Here is a 15173-nt window from a genome sequence, read left to right as displayed (position 1 = left end):
ACAGGCGCCCTAGTCGGCGGGTTCGGCGGTCCAGGTGATGTGCGGGGGCTCGACTCGTGCGCACAGGGGGTTGCCGTCGTGGTCGGTCAGGCCGAGGCGGCCGACCAGCAGGCCGTCGCGTGCGGCGGCGGCGAGTGTGTCCGCGGGGACGGCGTCGAGCATCAGCTTGGCGCGGCGGAACATGGTGAAGCGGCCCTGGTCGTCGACGGTGCCCCACGACAGGTAGATGAACCGGCGGCCCAGACGGTCCTGCACATACGGGCCTTTGACGTCGATGCCGGTCGGTGAGGCGAGCGCGGTGCACTCCAGGGTCCATGTCGCGGACGCCGCGTCGCCGGGCTGCGGGTCGAGGAGTTCGGCGGGACGGTCGCGGCGTTGCACGGCGACATGGATGTCGGCGTACGCGGGGGCGTTGCCGTCGGAGGGGGCCCGGCTGGTGCGGCCGGGCAGGTCGACGGCGTCGATACGGATGCGCATACGGCCATCATCCGCTGCCTGCCTGCCTGCCTGCCTGCCTGCCTGCGTGCGTGCGTGCAGGCAGGGCGCTCAGCCGGGAATCTCGGGGGCGGACTCGTCCCGCCGCCACTGCGAGTCCCCGAGCGGGTGGTTGTACGCGGGCCGTCCCACGTTCCCGCTCGTCCGGAAGGGTTTGCCGTTGTCGTCGACGCGTACGGTGCCCTTCTTGCCGCCGCTGGACCACTCCAGCTCCAGGTACCAGCTCACGTTGTTCGCCCGCGCGTCCGCGAAGACGTAGAAGACCTCGGGGTCGGACTCGCTGACCTTGTACGGGAAGTCACGCTGACCGGCCTTGGGGGAGATCGCGGGCCGCCCGGCATCGAGGTCCACTCCGAACGCCGTCGTCTCCACGCCGCCACCGCATCCGACGCCCATCGCGAAGTCGTTCCAGGCGAGCGGCTCGCTCTTCTCCACCACCCGCACATGGAGTTCGTCCAGGACGACGGTGGCCTTCCCGGTGCCCTGCACGGTCAGCTCGAGCATCTGCTGCCCGCCGGCGACCCCGCCGAACGCGGTGACCCACCCGCGCGCGTCGGGCTCAGGAGGCGGCGGAGGCACCTCCTCGGGCTTCCGGTCGAGCAGGTAGTGCTGGCTGCACGGCCCTTCCCACTTGTACGGATCGACGGCGACCTTGGGCGCGGATGCCCCGTCCTCGGCATCGCCGCCCTGGGCCGCCCCGGCGCCGCCGCTCCGGGAGGCGGAGGCGGAAGCCGGGGGATTGCTGCTGCGCGGGGCGGACGGTGAGGCCGACCTGCTCTTCGCGTCGGTCGGCTTGGAGGCGTCGGGACTGTCGTCACTTCCGCCGGCGGACTGGGAGGCGGCTCCCACGGACTGCTTCCCGCTCTGGTCGTCGCCGCCCTCGCCGGGCACGAGATTCACCACGAGCGCGGCGGCTACGAGGGCGGCGGCCACGGCGGTCCCGGCGAGCACGACGGTACGCCGCCGCCGCGCCACGGGAGCCTCCTTCAGGGGCCGTCGCTCGACCTCGGGCACGGGCTCGGCCGCCGCATCGGATTCCGCCGCATCGGATTCCGCCGCCCCGGATTCCGTCGCCCCGGACGTGACGTTCGGTCCGGTCCCGGCCTCCGCCGCTGTCCGCGCCCGCGGTTCCTCCCCCGCAGGCGCCTCGCCGGCCTTCTGTCCCCGCCGGGCATCCGCGAGAACCCACCGCCGATGCAGTTCCACCAGTTCCTCGGGCGTCGCCTTGCACACCCGCGCGAACCGCTCCACGGGTGCGTAATCCGTCGGTACGGCGTCCCCGTTGACGTACCGGTGAAGCGTGGACGCGCTCGTGTGCAGGCGCTTCCCGAGCACCCCGTAACTGAGCCCCGACCGCTCCTTGAGCCGGCCCAACAGCTCGGAGAAATCGTCCCCCGCCACCGTTCCTCCCTCTCCCACGTCCCGGAACCCCGTTCCAGGGGCAGGTCATTCCCCCAGGTCAGAGCTGTTGCGAGCGTTCCAGCGTCCCGGATGCCCCGGCAGTCGTGGCGGCTGGGACGGATCGCCGCACAAGCTGGGGCCATCCAAGCACGCCGCTCCCGGCACCCGGTCGAGCGGCCATGCAACACCCGTACCGCACCAGGGGGATTTCATGTCCACACGCACCCACCGCACCCGCCTGCTCGTCGCCGCCGCGCTCACGGCCGCCACGCTGACGTTGACGGCGTGCGGCAGCGGAGAGGGCGTCCACGACGAGGGGGCGTCGGCGGGATCCGCGTCCACGTCGACGGCCACGGCCTCCGCCACGCCGTCGGCCAAGGCGAGCGGGGGGACGTCCACGGGGAAGGGACAGACCGACCCGGCGGGCTCGACCTCCGAAGGCTCGGCAGGGGGCGCGGCCGGTTCGAGCGGCACGTCGGGTTCCGCGGGTTCGTCGGGTTCCACTGGCACCTCGGGTTCTGGCACCTCCGGTTCGACGGGCGTCTCAGGCTCCACCGGCTCGAAGGACTCGGCGTCCGCCTCCGTCCCCTGCTCCAGCGCCTCCACCCGGATGGCCGCCACGGTGGTCTCCCGCCCTCTGAACCACCTTCTCCTCACCATCACCAACACCGGCTCGAAGAACTGTGACCTCACCGGCTACCCGGCCGTCCGATTCGACCAGGCCCAGTCCGTCCCGCCGGCCTTCGAGGACTCCAAGCCGCAGGCGGTGGTCACGCTGGCCCCCGGCGAGTCGGGCTATGCGAGCGTCCTTCTCTCGGCCGCGGACGGCAGCGGCTCGGGCGGCCGTACGGCCAAGTCCCTCGCGGTCTCCTTCGGCGCGAGCGTCGCCCGTCCGTCGCTGCCCGCGCAGGGCGTGTACGTCGACGACTCGATCGGCGTCTCGTACTGGCAGTCGACCATGGCCGACGCCCTGGCCTGGTGACAGGCCTCCTGGCGCGCATCCGGCACACGACAACTGATCACAGCTGACAGCAAGCACCTAGGCCCGGGTCGACGACCTGGGCCTCCAGGTGTGGAGTGGGCAGGACATGGGTAACTCCCTTTCCCCACAGGTCCGTTGCGGACCCCATGTCGTCATGCCCAACTGTGGCGGAGGACGCTCACATGACCGATCTCATGGCCCTGGCGGCTCAGATGGCCCCTTGTCTCACGCTCGCCGCCGCCTCCATGGGGCAGAGCTTCCTCAACTCCGTACAGACCCGGATCGCCGACAGCGCGGTGGAGCGGGGGCGGCTCTTCCTCGAGCGTGCGCTGAAGAGCGAGGACACGGGGGAGGAGACGCAGCAGACCGAGGCGACGGGGGAGACGGGGGAGACGGACGTGCCGGCCCGGGAGGTCCGGGAGGTCAGGGATCTCGTCGAGAAGCTGAGCGCGGCCGACCGGGCGGCACTGGAGACCGCGTTGGGGCAGTGGCTCGCCGACCCCGACGGTCGCGACGACGTGGGCCGTCCGAGCGCGGCGGTCCTGGAGCGGCACATCCGCAGGCAGGCCGCGCTGGTCCAGTCGGGGCCGGTCACCTTCAGCGTGCAGGCCACCGGGCCGGGCGCCCAGGCGTTCGGGCAGGTCGTGGGAGACGTGCACGGGGGGTACCGGCCCGAGGCCGGGGACGGGAGATGACGGCGCCCTCACCCAGCGGGCAGAGCCAGTACAGCGCGCACAGCGAGGGTTCCAACGCGCTCAGCGTCGGCCAGGTCGTGGGGAACCTGGTCCTCAAGTTCTTCACCGGCGTGGGGAACGTGGAGAAGTGGAGCGTATGGAACTGGGTTCCCTGCGGGTTCGTCCTGGTGCTCTGCGCCGTCTCGGTGCTGCTCATGCCGGAAGGGCCCTGGGACCAGTTCGTCGTGGCGGCCGTGTGCCTGGTGCTTCCGCTGGGTGCCACGTTCTGGCGGGCCATATGGGGGCGCGACCGGGCCATATGGCGGCGGGCGTTGGTGTCATGGGGCTCCGTCGCGCTCGCGGTCATCGGACTGGCCCAGATGGTGTACCTCCGCGCGCACGGCGAGGTCGACGTCACGGGCAGCACCAGGATCGAGCCCCAGTCCCCGGCCGGCGACGGCGCGACCCTGCGGCTCACCGTGGACAGCGAGACGGTCCGCCGCCACCTGCGCCTGACCCTCGGCGTCGAGGAAGGATCCGTCGGCACGCAGTCCTGCGCACCGGACACCACCTTCGACGTCGCGCTCGCCGGACAGCAGCCCGAGGACGCGAACCGCTCGCTCACCTCCGGCACGGCCGTCGACATCGCCCTGGGCGGGCAGTCGACCGACGTACGCGTCGTCGTGACCGTGCACACGCTGCCGGGCTGCCTGATGGACATCTCCGTGGACAGCGCCGTCCTCCACGACTGACGCGGCGACCGCGGCGAGGACGGAGTACGACGTGCGAACGAGACGGGCTGACGAGACGGCGAACGAGACGGCGTCGAACGAGATGACGCCGAACGAGACGACGGCGAACGAGGGGGACAGGCCGATGACCACCCGGCTTACGGGCAGGAACGCACGAAGAGCGGCGCGGGCGCGGTGGGCCACGGCTCTGCTGGGCGCGGCCGGTCTCCTGGCCGTCACCGCCTGTTCCGATTCCGAGCCGACCTTCCTCGGCAAGGAACGCATCACCATCGCCCACAAGAACGACCAGCCGGGCACCTCCTACAAGCCCTCCTACAACTACTCCGGCTTCGACTACCTCCTCGGCCGCCGCATAGTCGACGAACTGGGCATCAAGGCGAGCCGCCCCGTCGACGTGCCGTCCGACGAGCGGGTCACCGCGGTCACCGAGAACGACGCCGACCTGGTGATCGCGACGTTCTCGATCACCGACGAACGCATGAAGCTGATCGACTTCGTCGGCCCCTACGCCGTCACCTACCAGGGCTTCCTTGTGGGCAAGGACGGCGGCGACATCCACACCGTCGAGGATCTGCACGGGCGCAGCGTGTGCACATGGAAGGGCACCACCTCGGCCGAGGTCCTGGCCCGCCCGGCCTACGAGGCCCTCGAGACGTACGAACGCGACGATGCCTCCGACTGTCTCGACGACATCCGGAAAGGACGGGCGGACGCGGTCTCCACGGACCAGCTGATCCTCTACGGTTTCGCCGGCCAGTACGCCGACGAGGGGCTGCGGGTCCTGCCCGGCGAGACCATAGGCCCTCCGCAGTACTACGGCATCGGCATGCCCAAGAACCACCGGGCCGACTGCCGGAAGCTGCGCGAGATCGTGAAGAAGTACGTCGGCAGCAGCGCCTGGCTCGCGGACCTCAAGGAGTCGCTGAGCCTGATCCCGGCGAACGAGAAGAACTGGCAGACGCAGTACCGCCCCAGCGACGCCGCGATCGACGCCAGGTCGTGCCGGGACCGGACGAGTCCATGAGCGGCACTCAGGTTTTTTCGCCGAGGTCGATGGTGGACGGCCCACGGTCGGCCTCCGCGCCGGCCTCCGCGCCGGGCTCGGAAAACTCCCAAGCCGTTATTTTCGCGCTCTTCGGCACGCGGTAGGCGAGTCGGCCGGGCCTCAATTCTCCGGCGCCGGTGTGCATGGGTTCTTCCTTCTTCGGGCATTCCAAGCGGGATGAGCCGGAGAAGGGGGGCGGCCCGGAATGGACGGGGAGACGGTCGTCGCGGCGTGTGCCGTCGTGATCGCCGTGGCATCGTTCACCGTCTCGGTCTACGAGGTACGCGCGACACGGCAGCACAACCGCCACTCGGTGCGGCCCATACTCCAGTTGCAACGAAGGATGTCCAAGGGGCAAAAGGCGGGGATCAGGCTCATCAACGCCGGTCTCGGCCCGGCCGTCATCCTCAGCACATCCCTGACGGTCGACGGCGAAGTGATCGGCGTGTGGAACAAGGCCGGCGCGGACAGAGCGCGTGAAGGCCTCGTCGTACGGCCCTACGCTGTGACGTTCAGCGAGTCGCAGACCATCGCCACCGACTATGAGGACTTCTTGCTGAGCGTGGACCCGTACGAGCCACAGGCTCATGCCGAGTTCATAGACCTGATAACTCGGCGCCTGCACCTGGAGATCCGCTACGAGTCCCTCTACGGCGGGGAGAACTATCACGTGACCCTGCGCCCCCGCACAGAGGGCTGACGGGCCGCCGAGTACAAGAAACAAAGGTGCGTGCGGCGGCCGCCGAGCAACTCAGCGACCTGACCCACACCTTGATCCCCGGACTGCGGCAAGCCCTTGGCTATACCTTGAGGTCCAGGGCGGTGATGCTCCGCGGTGTGTTGACGTAGAGGCGGGTGCCGTGGGGTGCCGGCGCCACCATGGACTCGGAGGTGTCGACCGGCACCGACCAGCGGCGCTTGCCGTCCCGTCCGAGCGCATGGACGGCGCTGTCGGTCTGCACAAAGATCGTCTCGCCGGCGACGGCCGTTCCCGGCAACCACTCAGCGCCGCTCTCGTACGTCCATGCCTTGGAGCCGTCGGCCTTGATCGCCGTAAGGGTGCCCCCGATCTCGACGATCCCCAGCGAACCCGCCGCGACGCATCCGTCCGCCTCGCCCAGTTCCGCGCTGCTCCAGATCCTGTTGCCGTCCAGGTCGAAGCCGTGCAGCCGCGACTCGGTGCCCGACGTGGTCACCAGGGTCTGCCCACCGACCAGTGTGGGGCTGTTGACGTCGGCCCCGGCGGACACGGACCAGAGCATGGTTCCGTCGGCGGCGTCCAGGGCCACCAGGCGGTCGCCGTACGTGCCCGCGTAGACCACGCCGCCGGCCACCAGCGGGTCGGTGGTGACCCCGGCGGGAGTCGTTCTGCGCCACTGCACACTGCCGTCGGCCGAGTAGGCCCGGATCTCGCCCGCGTCGGAAGTCCCCGTCCCCACGACCACGCCGTCACCGGCGAGGACCGGCACGGAGGCGTACCCTTCGAGGTTCCTGCTCCACAGGAGCCGACCCTCGAGGTCCACCGCGCAGAGCAGGGACCGGGGGGCTTCCTCGTGTCCGCCCCACGTGGTGCAGAAGACAGCGTCCGAGGTGACGACCGGCGTCGACGCCCCGCCCCCCTGGAGCCGCACCCGCCACAGCTCCTCGCCCTCGCCGGAAACGGCGCACACCGTGCCGCTGTCGACCGCCGCGTACAGCACACCACCGTCGGACGACACGCCCACACACGGCCCGCCCGCCGCATCCAGCTCCCCGCTCTCGTACCGCCAGGCCACCGTCGGCCGAGCAGCGGAACTGCCCTTTGGCGACGGCGACTTCGAGGCGCTGCCGCCGGGTGACCCGCCACCGGAGTCCCGTGTGAAGAGGAAGCCGCCGACACCGACCCCGGAGGCCAGCAGGCCGCCCGAGGCGATCGCCAGGAGGCTGCGGCGTGATGGCCCCCGCTCGGTACCGCCGGGCGGCGTGGTCGGAACATCCGCGGCCGAAGGCTCACTGACCACCGTGGCCGGAGCGACATACTCGACGCGGCTCCGGTCCTCCCCGGAGTCCCGGTCGGGAAGCCACCGTTCGTCGCCCTCCGAACGGTCCGGGGCGAAGGCCAGCCAGCCCGGGCGGGTGCTGTCCCGCAGTGAGCGGCCGGTGTGACCGGCGGCCTCGACCACGGCCCGCGGGGTGGGCCGTTCCTCCGGCTCGGCACCCAGGCAGGACTCGACGAGCGGCAGCACCCGCTTCGGCACCCCGGTCAGATCGAAGTCCCGGGTCAGGATCCGCAGCAGGATCACCGAGTCCTGCCCTTCACCGAAAGGCCCACGGCCGCTGGAGGCGTACGCGAGGACCGCGCCCAGCGAGAAGACATCGCTGGCAGGCCCCACCTCGGCGCCGTTGCGGATCTGCTCCGGCGAGACGTAGCCGACCGAGCCGACGATGGTGCCGGTCCTGGTCAGCGAGGTCGCCTCCAAGGCCCGTACGATGCCGAAGTCGATCACGCGCGGGCCGTCCGGCGCGAGGAGGATGTTGGACGGCTTGAGGTCGCGGTGGACCATGCCCTTGCCGTGGATCGCGCCGAGGGCCTCACCGAGCGCCGCCGCGAGGGTGAGGACCGCGTCCTCGGGGAGCGGGCCGTGGTCCAGCACCGCGTCCCGCAGGTTCGGCCCTTCGACGAACTCCGTTGCCATCCAAGGACGTTCGGCCTCGGTGTCGGCGTCGACGACGCGCGCGGTGTACGTACCGGCTCCGCCGACCCTCTGTGCGGCCCGTACCTCCTGCCGGAAGCGGGCCCGGAACATACGGTCCTGGGCGTGCTCGGCGCGCACCACCTTGACGGCGAGCCGGAGCCCCGACGAGGACTCGGCCAGATACACCTCGCCCATGCCGCCGGCGCCGAGTCTGCCCACCACCCTACGGGCCGATCCGGCGCGGATCCGACTGCCGCAGCACGTCCACGACTCCCCCATCGCTTGATCGCCGACCGGCGGACGGGGAGGATCGTACGACGTACTCCAGGGTCACATGGTCAGACCGCGGGGACGCAGCGGCCGACCACCGCACGGTGGTTCCACTTCTCACCGTCCCCGTACGAGTTCGCGTACGGCCGTCACGAACCGCTCCTGTTCGTCGGGCGTGCCGCCCCGAAGCTGACCCGGGTGGCGTCGAGGGACTTCTCGCTGGGCGTGGCCTCGGTGTTGCGGGTCATGACGTTGTTGACGTGGCGTCGGTCAGCGGCTTCTGGGGGTAGGTGCGGAGCACGAGGGATGTGGTGACAGGGCCGTAACGGGCAAGTGCGTCGACAACTCCTTCGAGTCGTCCTGCCTGCGGGCAGTAGACGTCGAAGATGAGGCAGTCTTCCCCGGTGACTCTGAGGGTGGAGGTGATCTCGGGGGTCCGGGAGGCGAAGTCCAGGGCGCGTGAGAGCTGCGCGTGCGTGGTGCGGAGCCGGATGACCGCGTGAATGTTCAGCCCGAGGGCTGCCGGGTCGACCACGGCTCGGTAGCCGGTGATGACGCCGCTCTTCTCCAGCCGTTGAATGCGCGCGCTGGCCGCGGGCTGCGAGAGTCCGACGCGGCGCCCTACCTCCGCGCCGGTCAACCGGCCGTCGGCCTGGAGCAGGGCGAGGATGTCTCGGTCTGTCCGGTCGAGTGATTCCATTGTCGTCCGCACCACTTTCTTTGAGATCACTTGCCTCACCGCCGCTGCCCTGATGCATCCAACAGAATCTGCGCCAGGCGCCCCCAGGATCGCAGGGAGCGACGAGTGAAACGGTGGTGGGCAGTGGTCGCGTACGTCATCGTCCCGGGTATCGACGGCTCGGACGGGCAGCACTGGCAGACCTTGTGGGAGCGGCAGTGGGGCACCTCAGCGGTGAGGATCTCCCCTGCCTCGTGGTCCGCCCCCGATCTGGATGACTGGGTCGACGCGGTCCAGGAGGCGTACGACGACGCTTCCCGGCAGGACAGCCGCGTTGTGCTGGTGGCCCACAGCCTGGGCTGCTGGGCTGCGTCCACCTGGCTGAACAAGAACCCCTCAAGCCCGACAGACGGCGCGTTCCTGGTCGCGCCGCCCGACCCGCACGGGCCGGCCTTCCCACGCCAGGCGGCCGCGACGTTCATGGAGGTGTCGGCACAACCGTTGCCGTGCCCGGCCCTGGTGGTGGGCAGCGCCAACGACCCGTACTGCACCCCCGAGGCAGCCGCCGGCTTCGCGGCGCGGTGGGAGGCGCGATGGCACCTGGCGGGCGCGTGCGGACACATCAACTCCGCCAGCGGCCTGGGCTCGTGGCGGCACGGCTGTGAACTCCTGGACTCGCTGACCCAGCAGTGATCAACCACCGCATGGGACGTATAGCCACCAGGTACCGCCCTGCGGCTCCCCTTCGAGCAAGAAAGTCCGCCCGTTGACGCACAAGAATGCGTCGCTGTCCGTCGAAGGTCGCCGTCGGCTCGTCGAACGGTGCCGGACGCGGCCCATCGCGCACGTGGCAGCCGAGATGGGCATCTCTCGAGCGTGCGCGTCCAAGTGGGTCAACCGCTACCGGCGCCACGGTGACCTCGGCCTACTCGATCGTTCTTCGGCGCCGCATCGTCAGCCGACGACCACGGCTCCCGAAACCCTCGCCCGCATCGAGGAACTCCGACGCACTCACAAGTGGTCTGCAGCCAGGATCGCCTTCGAGCTCAATCACGCCGGCATCTCGATCAGCCGCAGAACAGTGAGCAGGCACCTCGCTGCGGTCGGCCTGAACCGACGGCGATTCCTCGACCCCACCGGAGAGGTCAACCGCACTCCTCAGCGGATGCACGCGCCCTGTGGACAGTTGCACGTGAACCTCGGCCACGTGCAACTGTCCACGGTCGGGCATCACCCCGTTCCGGCACGTTCCTTCGATGATGCTTGCCGGGGCGTCGGGCGGTCCAGGTTGACTACCACGGTGGTGTAGAAGCGGTGCACGGCGTCGTCGACGCTGCGGATGAAGCCGGATTCAGCGTTCCCACGGCTGCTTCCCATGCCGTTGAACAGGGACAGGCGGAAGCCGTTGATATGGGTGTCGTTGTTCTTCGGGAGCATGTCCGCCGGCTCCGGGCGGAGCCGTTCCAGCGTGCCCCGTGGCCCCCCGACCTGGGCACGCGCATCACCCTGGCACAGGGTCTCGTCATCGATTCCGTTGCGTACGGGGACCCAGGCCGCCCCCATGTTCTGGAAGCCGTGGCAGCCGGAGTTCTCATGCCGCAGGTAGTACAGCAGTTCCTGGAGCAGCCAGGCATGTGCCTTGTCCCCGACCCCCCTCGTGCCGGATCAGCATCTGTGCCTGGTGTGTGACTTCGGCCCAGGACAGGTGCCAAAGAGCCACCTTGTGCTTGCGCCGTCCGTCAATCTTGACGTCGACGAGCGGGCTGCCTTCCAGCGCGACGTCGTTCGACAGTGTGATCACGGCCTCGTAGCCACGGCGTGCGGCGATGTCCACGTATGCCTGCACCTGCTCAGGCTTGAGCGCGTTCCCGTTGGTCTTGGTCTCCACCAGCGCCGTCCACAGTTTGCCGGCCCGCTCGACACGGACCACCCCGTCAGGGCGTCGCGGTGTATCGCCGTGCGGCAGGGAGACCTCGGTGAACGTCTCCATACGGCCCGACGGTGCTCCGAACGCCGCCGTGAGTCTCCGGCCGAACTCCGGCACCGCGCCATCACCGACAGCAGTACCGACGTAGCGCGCATTTCCCGGTCCCGGTCGCTCTTGAGTACCGACACCGGAAAGAGTCTCGCCTGCTTCCAGGACTCATCGTCCGCCAGAGACTTCCTGGCCACCCTCGGCACAGTGACCTTCTTCTTGGCAGTGCGAGGCCGTGCCGCCTTCTTCGGCCCCACCTCATCGCCAGGCGGGCGGGGAGCCGGAACCAAGCCTGGCGTCACCTGCTGTTCCTGCTCAACGGCCGGAGCCGGAACAGCCGTATCAGCCTGCTCGCTTGCTCTCTGCACTGTTCAGCGCTTCCTCTGCGCCCGCGTCGTCGTCGATGTCGACACCGAAGTCCGCCGCCAGACCCGCCAGGCCGGTGTCGTAGCCCTGTCCGACAGCACGGAACTTCCACTCTTCGCCCCACGCCGGTACAACTCGCCGAAGATGATCGCGCTCACCGTGCCGGCGTCATCGATGGCGAATCGGAGAAGGCTCTCCCCTCCCCCATCGGCCAGTGTCATCTTCAGGTCTTCCAGCTCCCCGAAGCCGGCTCCCTCGTAGCGGCTCGCCGCCACGACGATCCGGTCGATGCCGGACGGGACCGCGGTCAGGTCGAAGCTGATCCGGTCCTCGTCGCCGCTCTCCGTCGGCGTCTTCCTGTCCAGTCGTTGGCGGCGTCGCTTCCGTACGTCCCCGGCAGCGCCTCGCCCCGGTGCTGAAGAGGCTGCGCCCGTACGGGAATCGCTGGCCGACGTCCGGAGCGAACCACGAGGTAGACAGCGTGATCGGCCCGTCCTGGTTGTTGGTCACCCGTCGCCGATGCACGGTCCGACGGTCCTTGACCAGGCCCAAAGCCTCAACAACGTGATCCGGCGCCTACATCCATCCGGCCGAGATGACCACCGCCGGGCGTGTAGATCTTGTGCTCGCTCAGTGATTGGCAGATCTGTTCCACCTGCACGGCTGTGTGACCTGCGGTTTTCCTTCGCGGGGGTGGAACAGATCTGCCAATTACCGTCCGAGTCCACCCCCTCGGCTCCGCGTGCTGCGGGTGGGGGAGGCTCGGGGCTCGCGCAGCTCTGAAAGGGGTGGCCGGAGTCACCGGTGCCGGGCCGGAGTCACCGGTGCCGGGTCAACTCTCCAACTCCCCTTGCGGCCCGCCCACCGCCCGCATCCCCGGCCCTGCCCGCCTGAAAGCCCGCCGACCTGCCTCGGCTTTGCCCGCAGGCGTGCCCCGGCTTCGCCTCTCCCCGCACCGCCAATCCACCGACCCGGCCCGCCGTGCCTCCACCCAGCAGCCGCCCCCTCCAGCTACGGACGGGCCGATCGCCACCGGTCCGACATGGGCCCTGCCCCAGCCACCGCCCCGCACCCCCCTCACCTCAAGTCGCTGAGCCGGCCCGGCGTGCCGGCGAGGTGCGACCGCGCCCCCGCGCCGGCCCACCACTCGACCAACCCGAAGGTCCACCCACCTGGCCACCCGCTCTTTCCTCTTCAACGACGCCCGCTCCGGTCGGGTCCCCGCGGGGGCGGTGCTCGGTTCGGACGCGGCCGGGGTGGTGGTTCGGACCACGGCCGACGGAACGCAGGATCCGCAGGACTAGGAACCGTCTTCCCTTCCGTCTTCCCTGTCTTCCCCGTCTTCGTCGGCACTGCGCATTGCGGACGCAGACGTCTCCTCGAATCCGCCATGTCTCCTCGAACCCACCATGCGGGACCACCCTGTCACTCGGTGAGTCCGGCCTCTTCGCAAGCCGACTCGAACCTCGGCGTGCAGACCTGGTCGGTCGTGTACACGCCGTCCTTGATCACGGTGTCCTTGATGTTGTCGACGGTCACGGGGATGGGGTCGAGCAGGATGGCGGGGATGTCCTTGGTGGTGGGTGTGTCGACCGTGGTGTCGGCGATGTCGTCGAGGTTTTCGCCGCGGCCCAGGGCGACGGCCATCTCCGCGGCCGCGTCGGCCTCGGCCTTGAAGGGCTTGTAGACGCTCATGTACTGCTCGCCCCTGAGGATGTGCTGCACGGCCGCGAGGTCGGCGTCCTGGCCGGTGACGGGGGGCAGCGGCTCGATGCCGGCGGCCTTGAGGGCGGAGATGACGCCGGCGGCGAGACCGTCGTTGGCGGCGTAGACGCCGTCGATGCTGTCGGCGCCCAGGGCGGCGATCGCGCGGACCATGTTGGTGTGGGCGCTCTCCTGCTTCCAGCCCTGGATGTCGTACGTCTTGCCGATCTTGACCTTGCCCTCGAGGGCGGACAGCGCGCCCTTCTTGAAGGCAATGTTGGTCGGGCTGGTCTGGGGACCGTTCATCATGACGATCTGGCCGTCGTCGGCCTTGTCGCCCAGGGCCTTGAGGAGCGCCTCGCCCTGGAGCTCGCCGACCCGTTCGTTGTCGAAGGAGACGTAGGCCGAGATCGGGCCCTCGACGAGGCCGTCGTAGGCGACGACCGGGATGCCCGCGTCGTGTGCCCTCTTGACCGCGGGGCTTAGAGATCTGAAGTTCACGGCGCTGAGGATCAGGACCTCGATGTCCTTGTTGATCAAGGTGTCCACCTGTTGTTGCTGGGTGGCCACGTCCCCCTCGGCGTTGGCGTACTCCAGCGTGCAGTCCTCGCACAGCTCCTTGAGTTTCTTTTCGATCAGGGGCTTGTCGAACTTCTCCCAGCGAGTCTGGACGATCTGGCTGAACAGCAGGCCGACCGTGAAGCCGTCCTTGCCGGCGGCCGTCCCGCCCGAGTCGGTGGTCTCGCCGTCCGTGCCGCAGGCGGCCAGGGACACCACAAGCGACATGACCAGCGACAATGCGGCCGCGGTGATGGCCGTACGACCCCGAAAGGCACTCACTCGGGGACCTCCCTGGCTCATCCGAGACCCCCTGACCGGCCACGCCGGCCAATCATTGCCAGGATAGGTCGGGCGGTGCGGCGCGGCTCGCGATGCGTGCGTGCGATGCGTGCGTGCGATGCCAGCGATGAGCGGATCGGTTGCGGCGGGGACGCTACTCCGGAGTCTGCTCCGGCTCTTCCGGGCCCCGGCCGCACAGTTCCACGAACCGGGTGGCCGCAGGAGACAAGTCGATGCTGCTGCGGATGGTCAACCGCGTTGCCGGCCTCGTCGCGGCCGGCCGTGGCTCGTGGAGCCGACGTCCGGGACGCTGCGGATCGACGGCGCCGACGTGACCGGCATGGACGCGGACGCCCTGCGGGAGTTGCGGAACCGCAGGATCAGCATGGTCTTCCAGCACTTCGCGCTGTTCCCGCACCGAACGGTGCGGGAGAACGCCGCGTACGGGCTCCGGATCCGGGGCATCGCGGCGAAGGAGCGGCTGGAACGGGCCGACGCGGCCCTGCACCAGGTGGGCCTCGGGAACCACGGCGACGCACGTCCGCACGCTCTGTCCGGCGGCATGCGCCAACGGGTCGGCCTGGCCCGGGCCTTGGCGACCGACGCCGACATCCTGCTGATGGACGAGCCGTTCAGCGCGCTGGACCCGCTGATCAAACGGAACATGCAGGATCTGCTGCTCGAGCTCCAGGCGGAGCACCGCCGCACCGTCGTCTTCGTCACCCACGACCTCAACGAGGCCATGCGGATCGGCAGCCGGATCATGGTGATGAAGGACGGTGTCGTCGTCCAGTGTGCTGGAGCGGCTGGTGAACGACTACGTCAACGACGGCATCCAGTTCCTCCTGCGCCACCTCGGCGGGGTGTTCGACGGGGTGTCGTCCGCCGTGACCTCGGTGGTGAACGCGGTGTACTGGATCCTGCACACGCCCTCTTCCGGGGGTGCTGATCCTGGTCTTCGCCGTCATCGCGTGGCTCGCGACCCGGCGCTGGCAGCTGGTGCTCTTCACGGTCCGGGCGTTCCTGCTCGTCGACTCCATGGGACTGTGGACCGCCGCGATGCAGAGCCTCACCGTCGTGCTGATCTCCGGTACGGCGGCCGTGGCGATCGGCGTTCCGATCGGCGTGTGGGCGGCCACCAGCGACCGGGCCGCCGCGGCGGTGCGGCCGGTGCTGGACTTCATGCAGACGCTGCCGGTGTTCGTCTACCTCATCCCGTCCGTCTTCTTCTTCGGCATCGGCGTCGTGCCCGGCGCCGTGTCGACGACGGTCTTCGCCCTGCCCCCGCGGTCCGGCTGACCGCCCTCGGTATCCG

14 protein-coding genes and 3 pseudogenes are annotated in these 15173 nt (G+C 69.7%); 9 read left to right on the top strand and 8 right to left on the bottom strand.

Annotated features, from left to right (window positions below; all coding sequences use genetic code 11):
* Positions 1 to 9 precede the first annotated feature (9 nt).
* Together CLM62_RS21790 and CLM62_RS21785 are read right to left on the bottom strand one after the other, a co-directional pair.
* Positions 10 to 477 carry a DUF5990 family protein gene (locus CLM62_RS21790; RefSeq protein ID WP_095751552.1) on the bottom strand — a complete coding sequence of 156 codons (468 nt, stop codon included), beginning with the start codon at positions 475 to 477 and terminating at the stop codon, positions 10 to 12.
* A 69-nt stretch (positions 478 to 546) separates the two neighbouring features.
* A complete protein-coding gene (locus CLM62_RS21785) occupies positions 547 to 1896 on the bottom strand; it encodes a helix-turn-helix transcriptional regulator (RefSeq protein WP_095751551.1) in 1350 nt (449 codons plus the stop codon).
* A gap of 211 nt (positions 1897 to 2107) precedes the next feature.
* Between CLM62_RS21785 and CLM62_RS21780 the strand changes: the two genes are divergently transcribed.
* The 4 genes from CLM62_RS21780 (at position 2108) to CLM62_RS21765 (ending at position 5328) form a co-directional block, all read left to right on the top strand.
* Positions 2108 to 2878 carry a DUF4232 domain-containing protein gene (locus CLM62_RS21780; RefSeq protein WP_095751550.1) on the top strand — a complete coding sequence of 257 codons (771 nt, stop codon included), beginning with the start codon at positions 2108 to 2110 and terminating at the stop codon, positions 2876 to 2878.
* A 182-nt stretch (positions 2879 to 3060) separates the two neighbouring features.
* Positions 3061 to 3573, top strand: coding sequence for a hypothetical protein (locus CLM62_RS21775; protein WP_095751549.1), 513 nt, complete (start codon positions 3061 to 3063; stop codon positions 3571 to 3573).
* Entirely contained in the window at positions 3570 to 4304 is a 735-nt protein-coding gene (locus CLM62_RS21770; RefSeq protein ID WP_095751548.1) for a hypothetical protein, read from the top strand. The genes CLM62_RS21775 and CLM62_RS21770 overlap by 4 nt, the downstream gene beginning before the upstream one ends.
* A gap of 31 nt (positions 4305 to 4335) precedes the next feature.
* Entirely contained in the window at positions 4336 to 5328 is a 993-nt protein-coding gene (locus CLM62_RS21765; protein ID WP_095751547.1) for a transporter substrate-binding domain-containing protein, read from the top strand.
* A 7-nt stretch (positions 5329 to 5335) separates the two neighbouring features.
* On the opposite strand, the gene CLM62_RS50140 is transcribed toward CLM62_RS21765, so the two are convergent.
* Positions 5336 to 5494: a hypothetical protein gene (locus CLM62_RS50140; protein WP_179382178.1), complete on the bottom strand. Its 159-nt coding sequence runs from the start codon at positions 5492 to 5494 to the stop codon at positions 5336 to 5338.
* 60 nt (positions 5495 to 5554) lie between these two features.
* Here CLM62_RS50140 and CLM62_RS21760 point away from each other — a divergent pair, with 60 nt between their 5' ends.
* Positions 5555 to 6049 (top strand): hypothetical protein, encoded by a 495-nt coding sequence (locus tag CLM62_RS21760; protein WP_095751546.1) that lies wholly within the window; start codon positions 5555 to 5557, stop codon positions 6047 to 6049.
* Between the two features lie 100 nt (positions 6050 to 6149).
* Here the strand turns inward: CLM62_RS21760 and CLM62_RS21755 are convergent, their stop codons facing one another.
* Together CLM62_RS21755 and CLM62_RS21750 are read right to left on the bottom strand one after the other, a co-directional pair.
* The gene (locus CLM62_RS21755) at positions 6150 to 8243 is read right to left on the bottom strand and encodes a serine/threonine-protein kinase (RefSeq protein ID WP_257003982.1); all 2094 of its coding nucleotides are present in this window, start codon (positions 8241 to 8243) and stop codon (positions 6150 to 6152) included.
* A gap of 295 nt (positions 8244 to 8538) precedes the next feature.
* The gene (locus CLM62_RS21750; protein WP_095751545.1) at positions 8539 to 8994 is read right to left on the bottom strand and encodes an Lrp/AsnC family transcriptional regulator; all 456 of its coding nucleotides are present in this window, start codon (positions 8992 to 8994) and stop codon (positions 8539 to 8541) included.
* 105 nt (positions 8995 to 9099) lie between these two features.
* Here CLM62_RS21750 and CLM62_RS21745 point away from each other — a divergent pair, with 105 nt between their 5' ends.
* Together CLM62_RS21745 and CLM62_RS21740 are read left to right on the top strand one after the other, a co-directional pair.
* Positions 9100 to 9666, top strand: a complete 567-nt coding sequence (locus tag CLM62_RS21745) for an alpha/beta hydrolase (RefSeq protein ID WP_257003981.1) — start codon at positions 9100 to 9102, stop codon at positions 9664 to 9666.
* 73 nt (positions 9667 to 9739) lie between these two features.
* Positions 9740 to 10210, top strand: a pseudogene (locus tag CLM62_RS21740) (helix-turn-helix domain-containing protein); the annotation flags it as partial.
* Here CLM62_RS21740 and CLM62_RS21735 read toward each other — a convergent pair.
* The 3 genes and pseudogenes from CLM62_RS21735 to CLM62_RS21725 all read right to left on the bottom strand — a co-directional run.
* Positions 10204 to 11670 (bottom strand): annotated as a pseudogene (locus CLM62_RS21735) (TerD family protein); the annotation flags it as partial. The pseudogenes CLM62_RS21740 and CLM62_RS21735 overlap by 7 nt on opposite strands.
* A gap of 85 nt (positions 11671 to 11755) precedes the next feature.
* Positions 11756 to 11920 (bottom strand): annotated as a pseudogene (locus tag CLM62_RS52720) (GntR family transcriptional regulator); the annotation flags it as partial.
* A gap of 819 nt (positions 11921 to 12739) precedes the next feature.
* Positions 12740 to 13804: a sugar ABC transporter substrate-binding protein gene (locus CLM62_RS21725; RefSeq protein ID WP_095751707.1), complete on the bottom strand. Its 1065-nt coding sequence runs from the start codon at positions 13802 to 13804 to the stop codon at positions 12740 to 12742.
* A gap of 343 nt (positions 13805 to 14147) precedes the next feature.
* On the opposite strand from CLM62_RS21725, the gene CLM62_RS51715 reads away from it, so the two are divergent.
* Both CLM62_RS51715 and CLM62_RS51710 read left to right on the top strand, forming a co-directional pair.
* Positions 14148 to 14807, top strand: a complete 660-nt coding sequence (locus CLM62_RS51715; RefSeq protein WP_373559172.1) for an ATP-binding cassette domain-containing protein — start codon at positions 14148 to 14150, stop codon at positions 14805 to 14807.
* The gene (locus CLM62_RS51710; protein WP_257003980.1) at positions 14801 to 15157 is read left to right on the top strand and encodes a hypothetical protein; all 357 of its coding nucleotides are present in this window, start codon (positions 14801 to 14803) and stop codon (positions 15155 to 15157) included. The genes CLM62_RS51715 and CLM62_RS51710 overlap by 7 nt, the downstream gene beginning before the upstream one ends.
* The last annotated feature ends 16 nt before the right edge of the window (positions 15158 to 15173 follow it).

The organism is Streptomyces sp. SA15, assembly GCF_002291145.1.
GTDB lineage: Bacteria > Actinomycetota > Actinomycetes > Streptomycetales > Streptomycetaceae > Streptomyces.
Note: the sequence above shows the minus strand (reverse complement) of the source record. Positions and strands in the feature narration are given on the sequence as shown.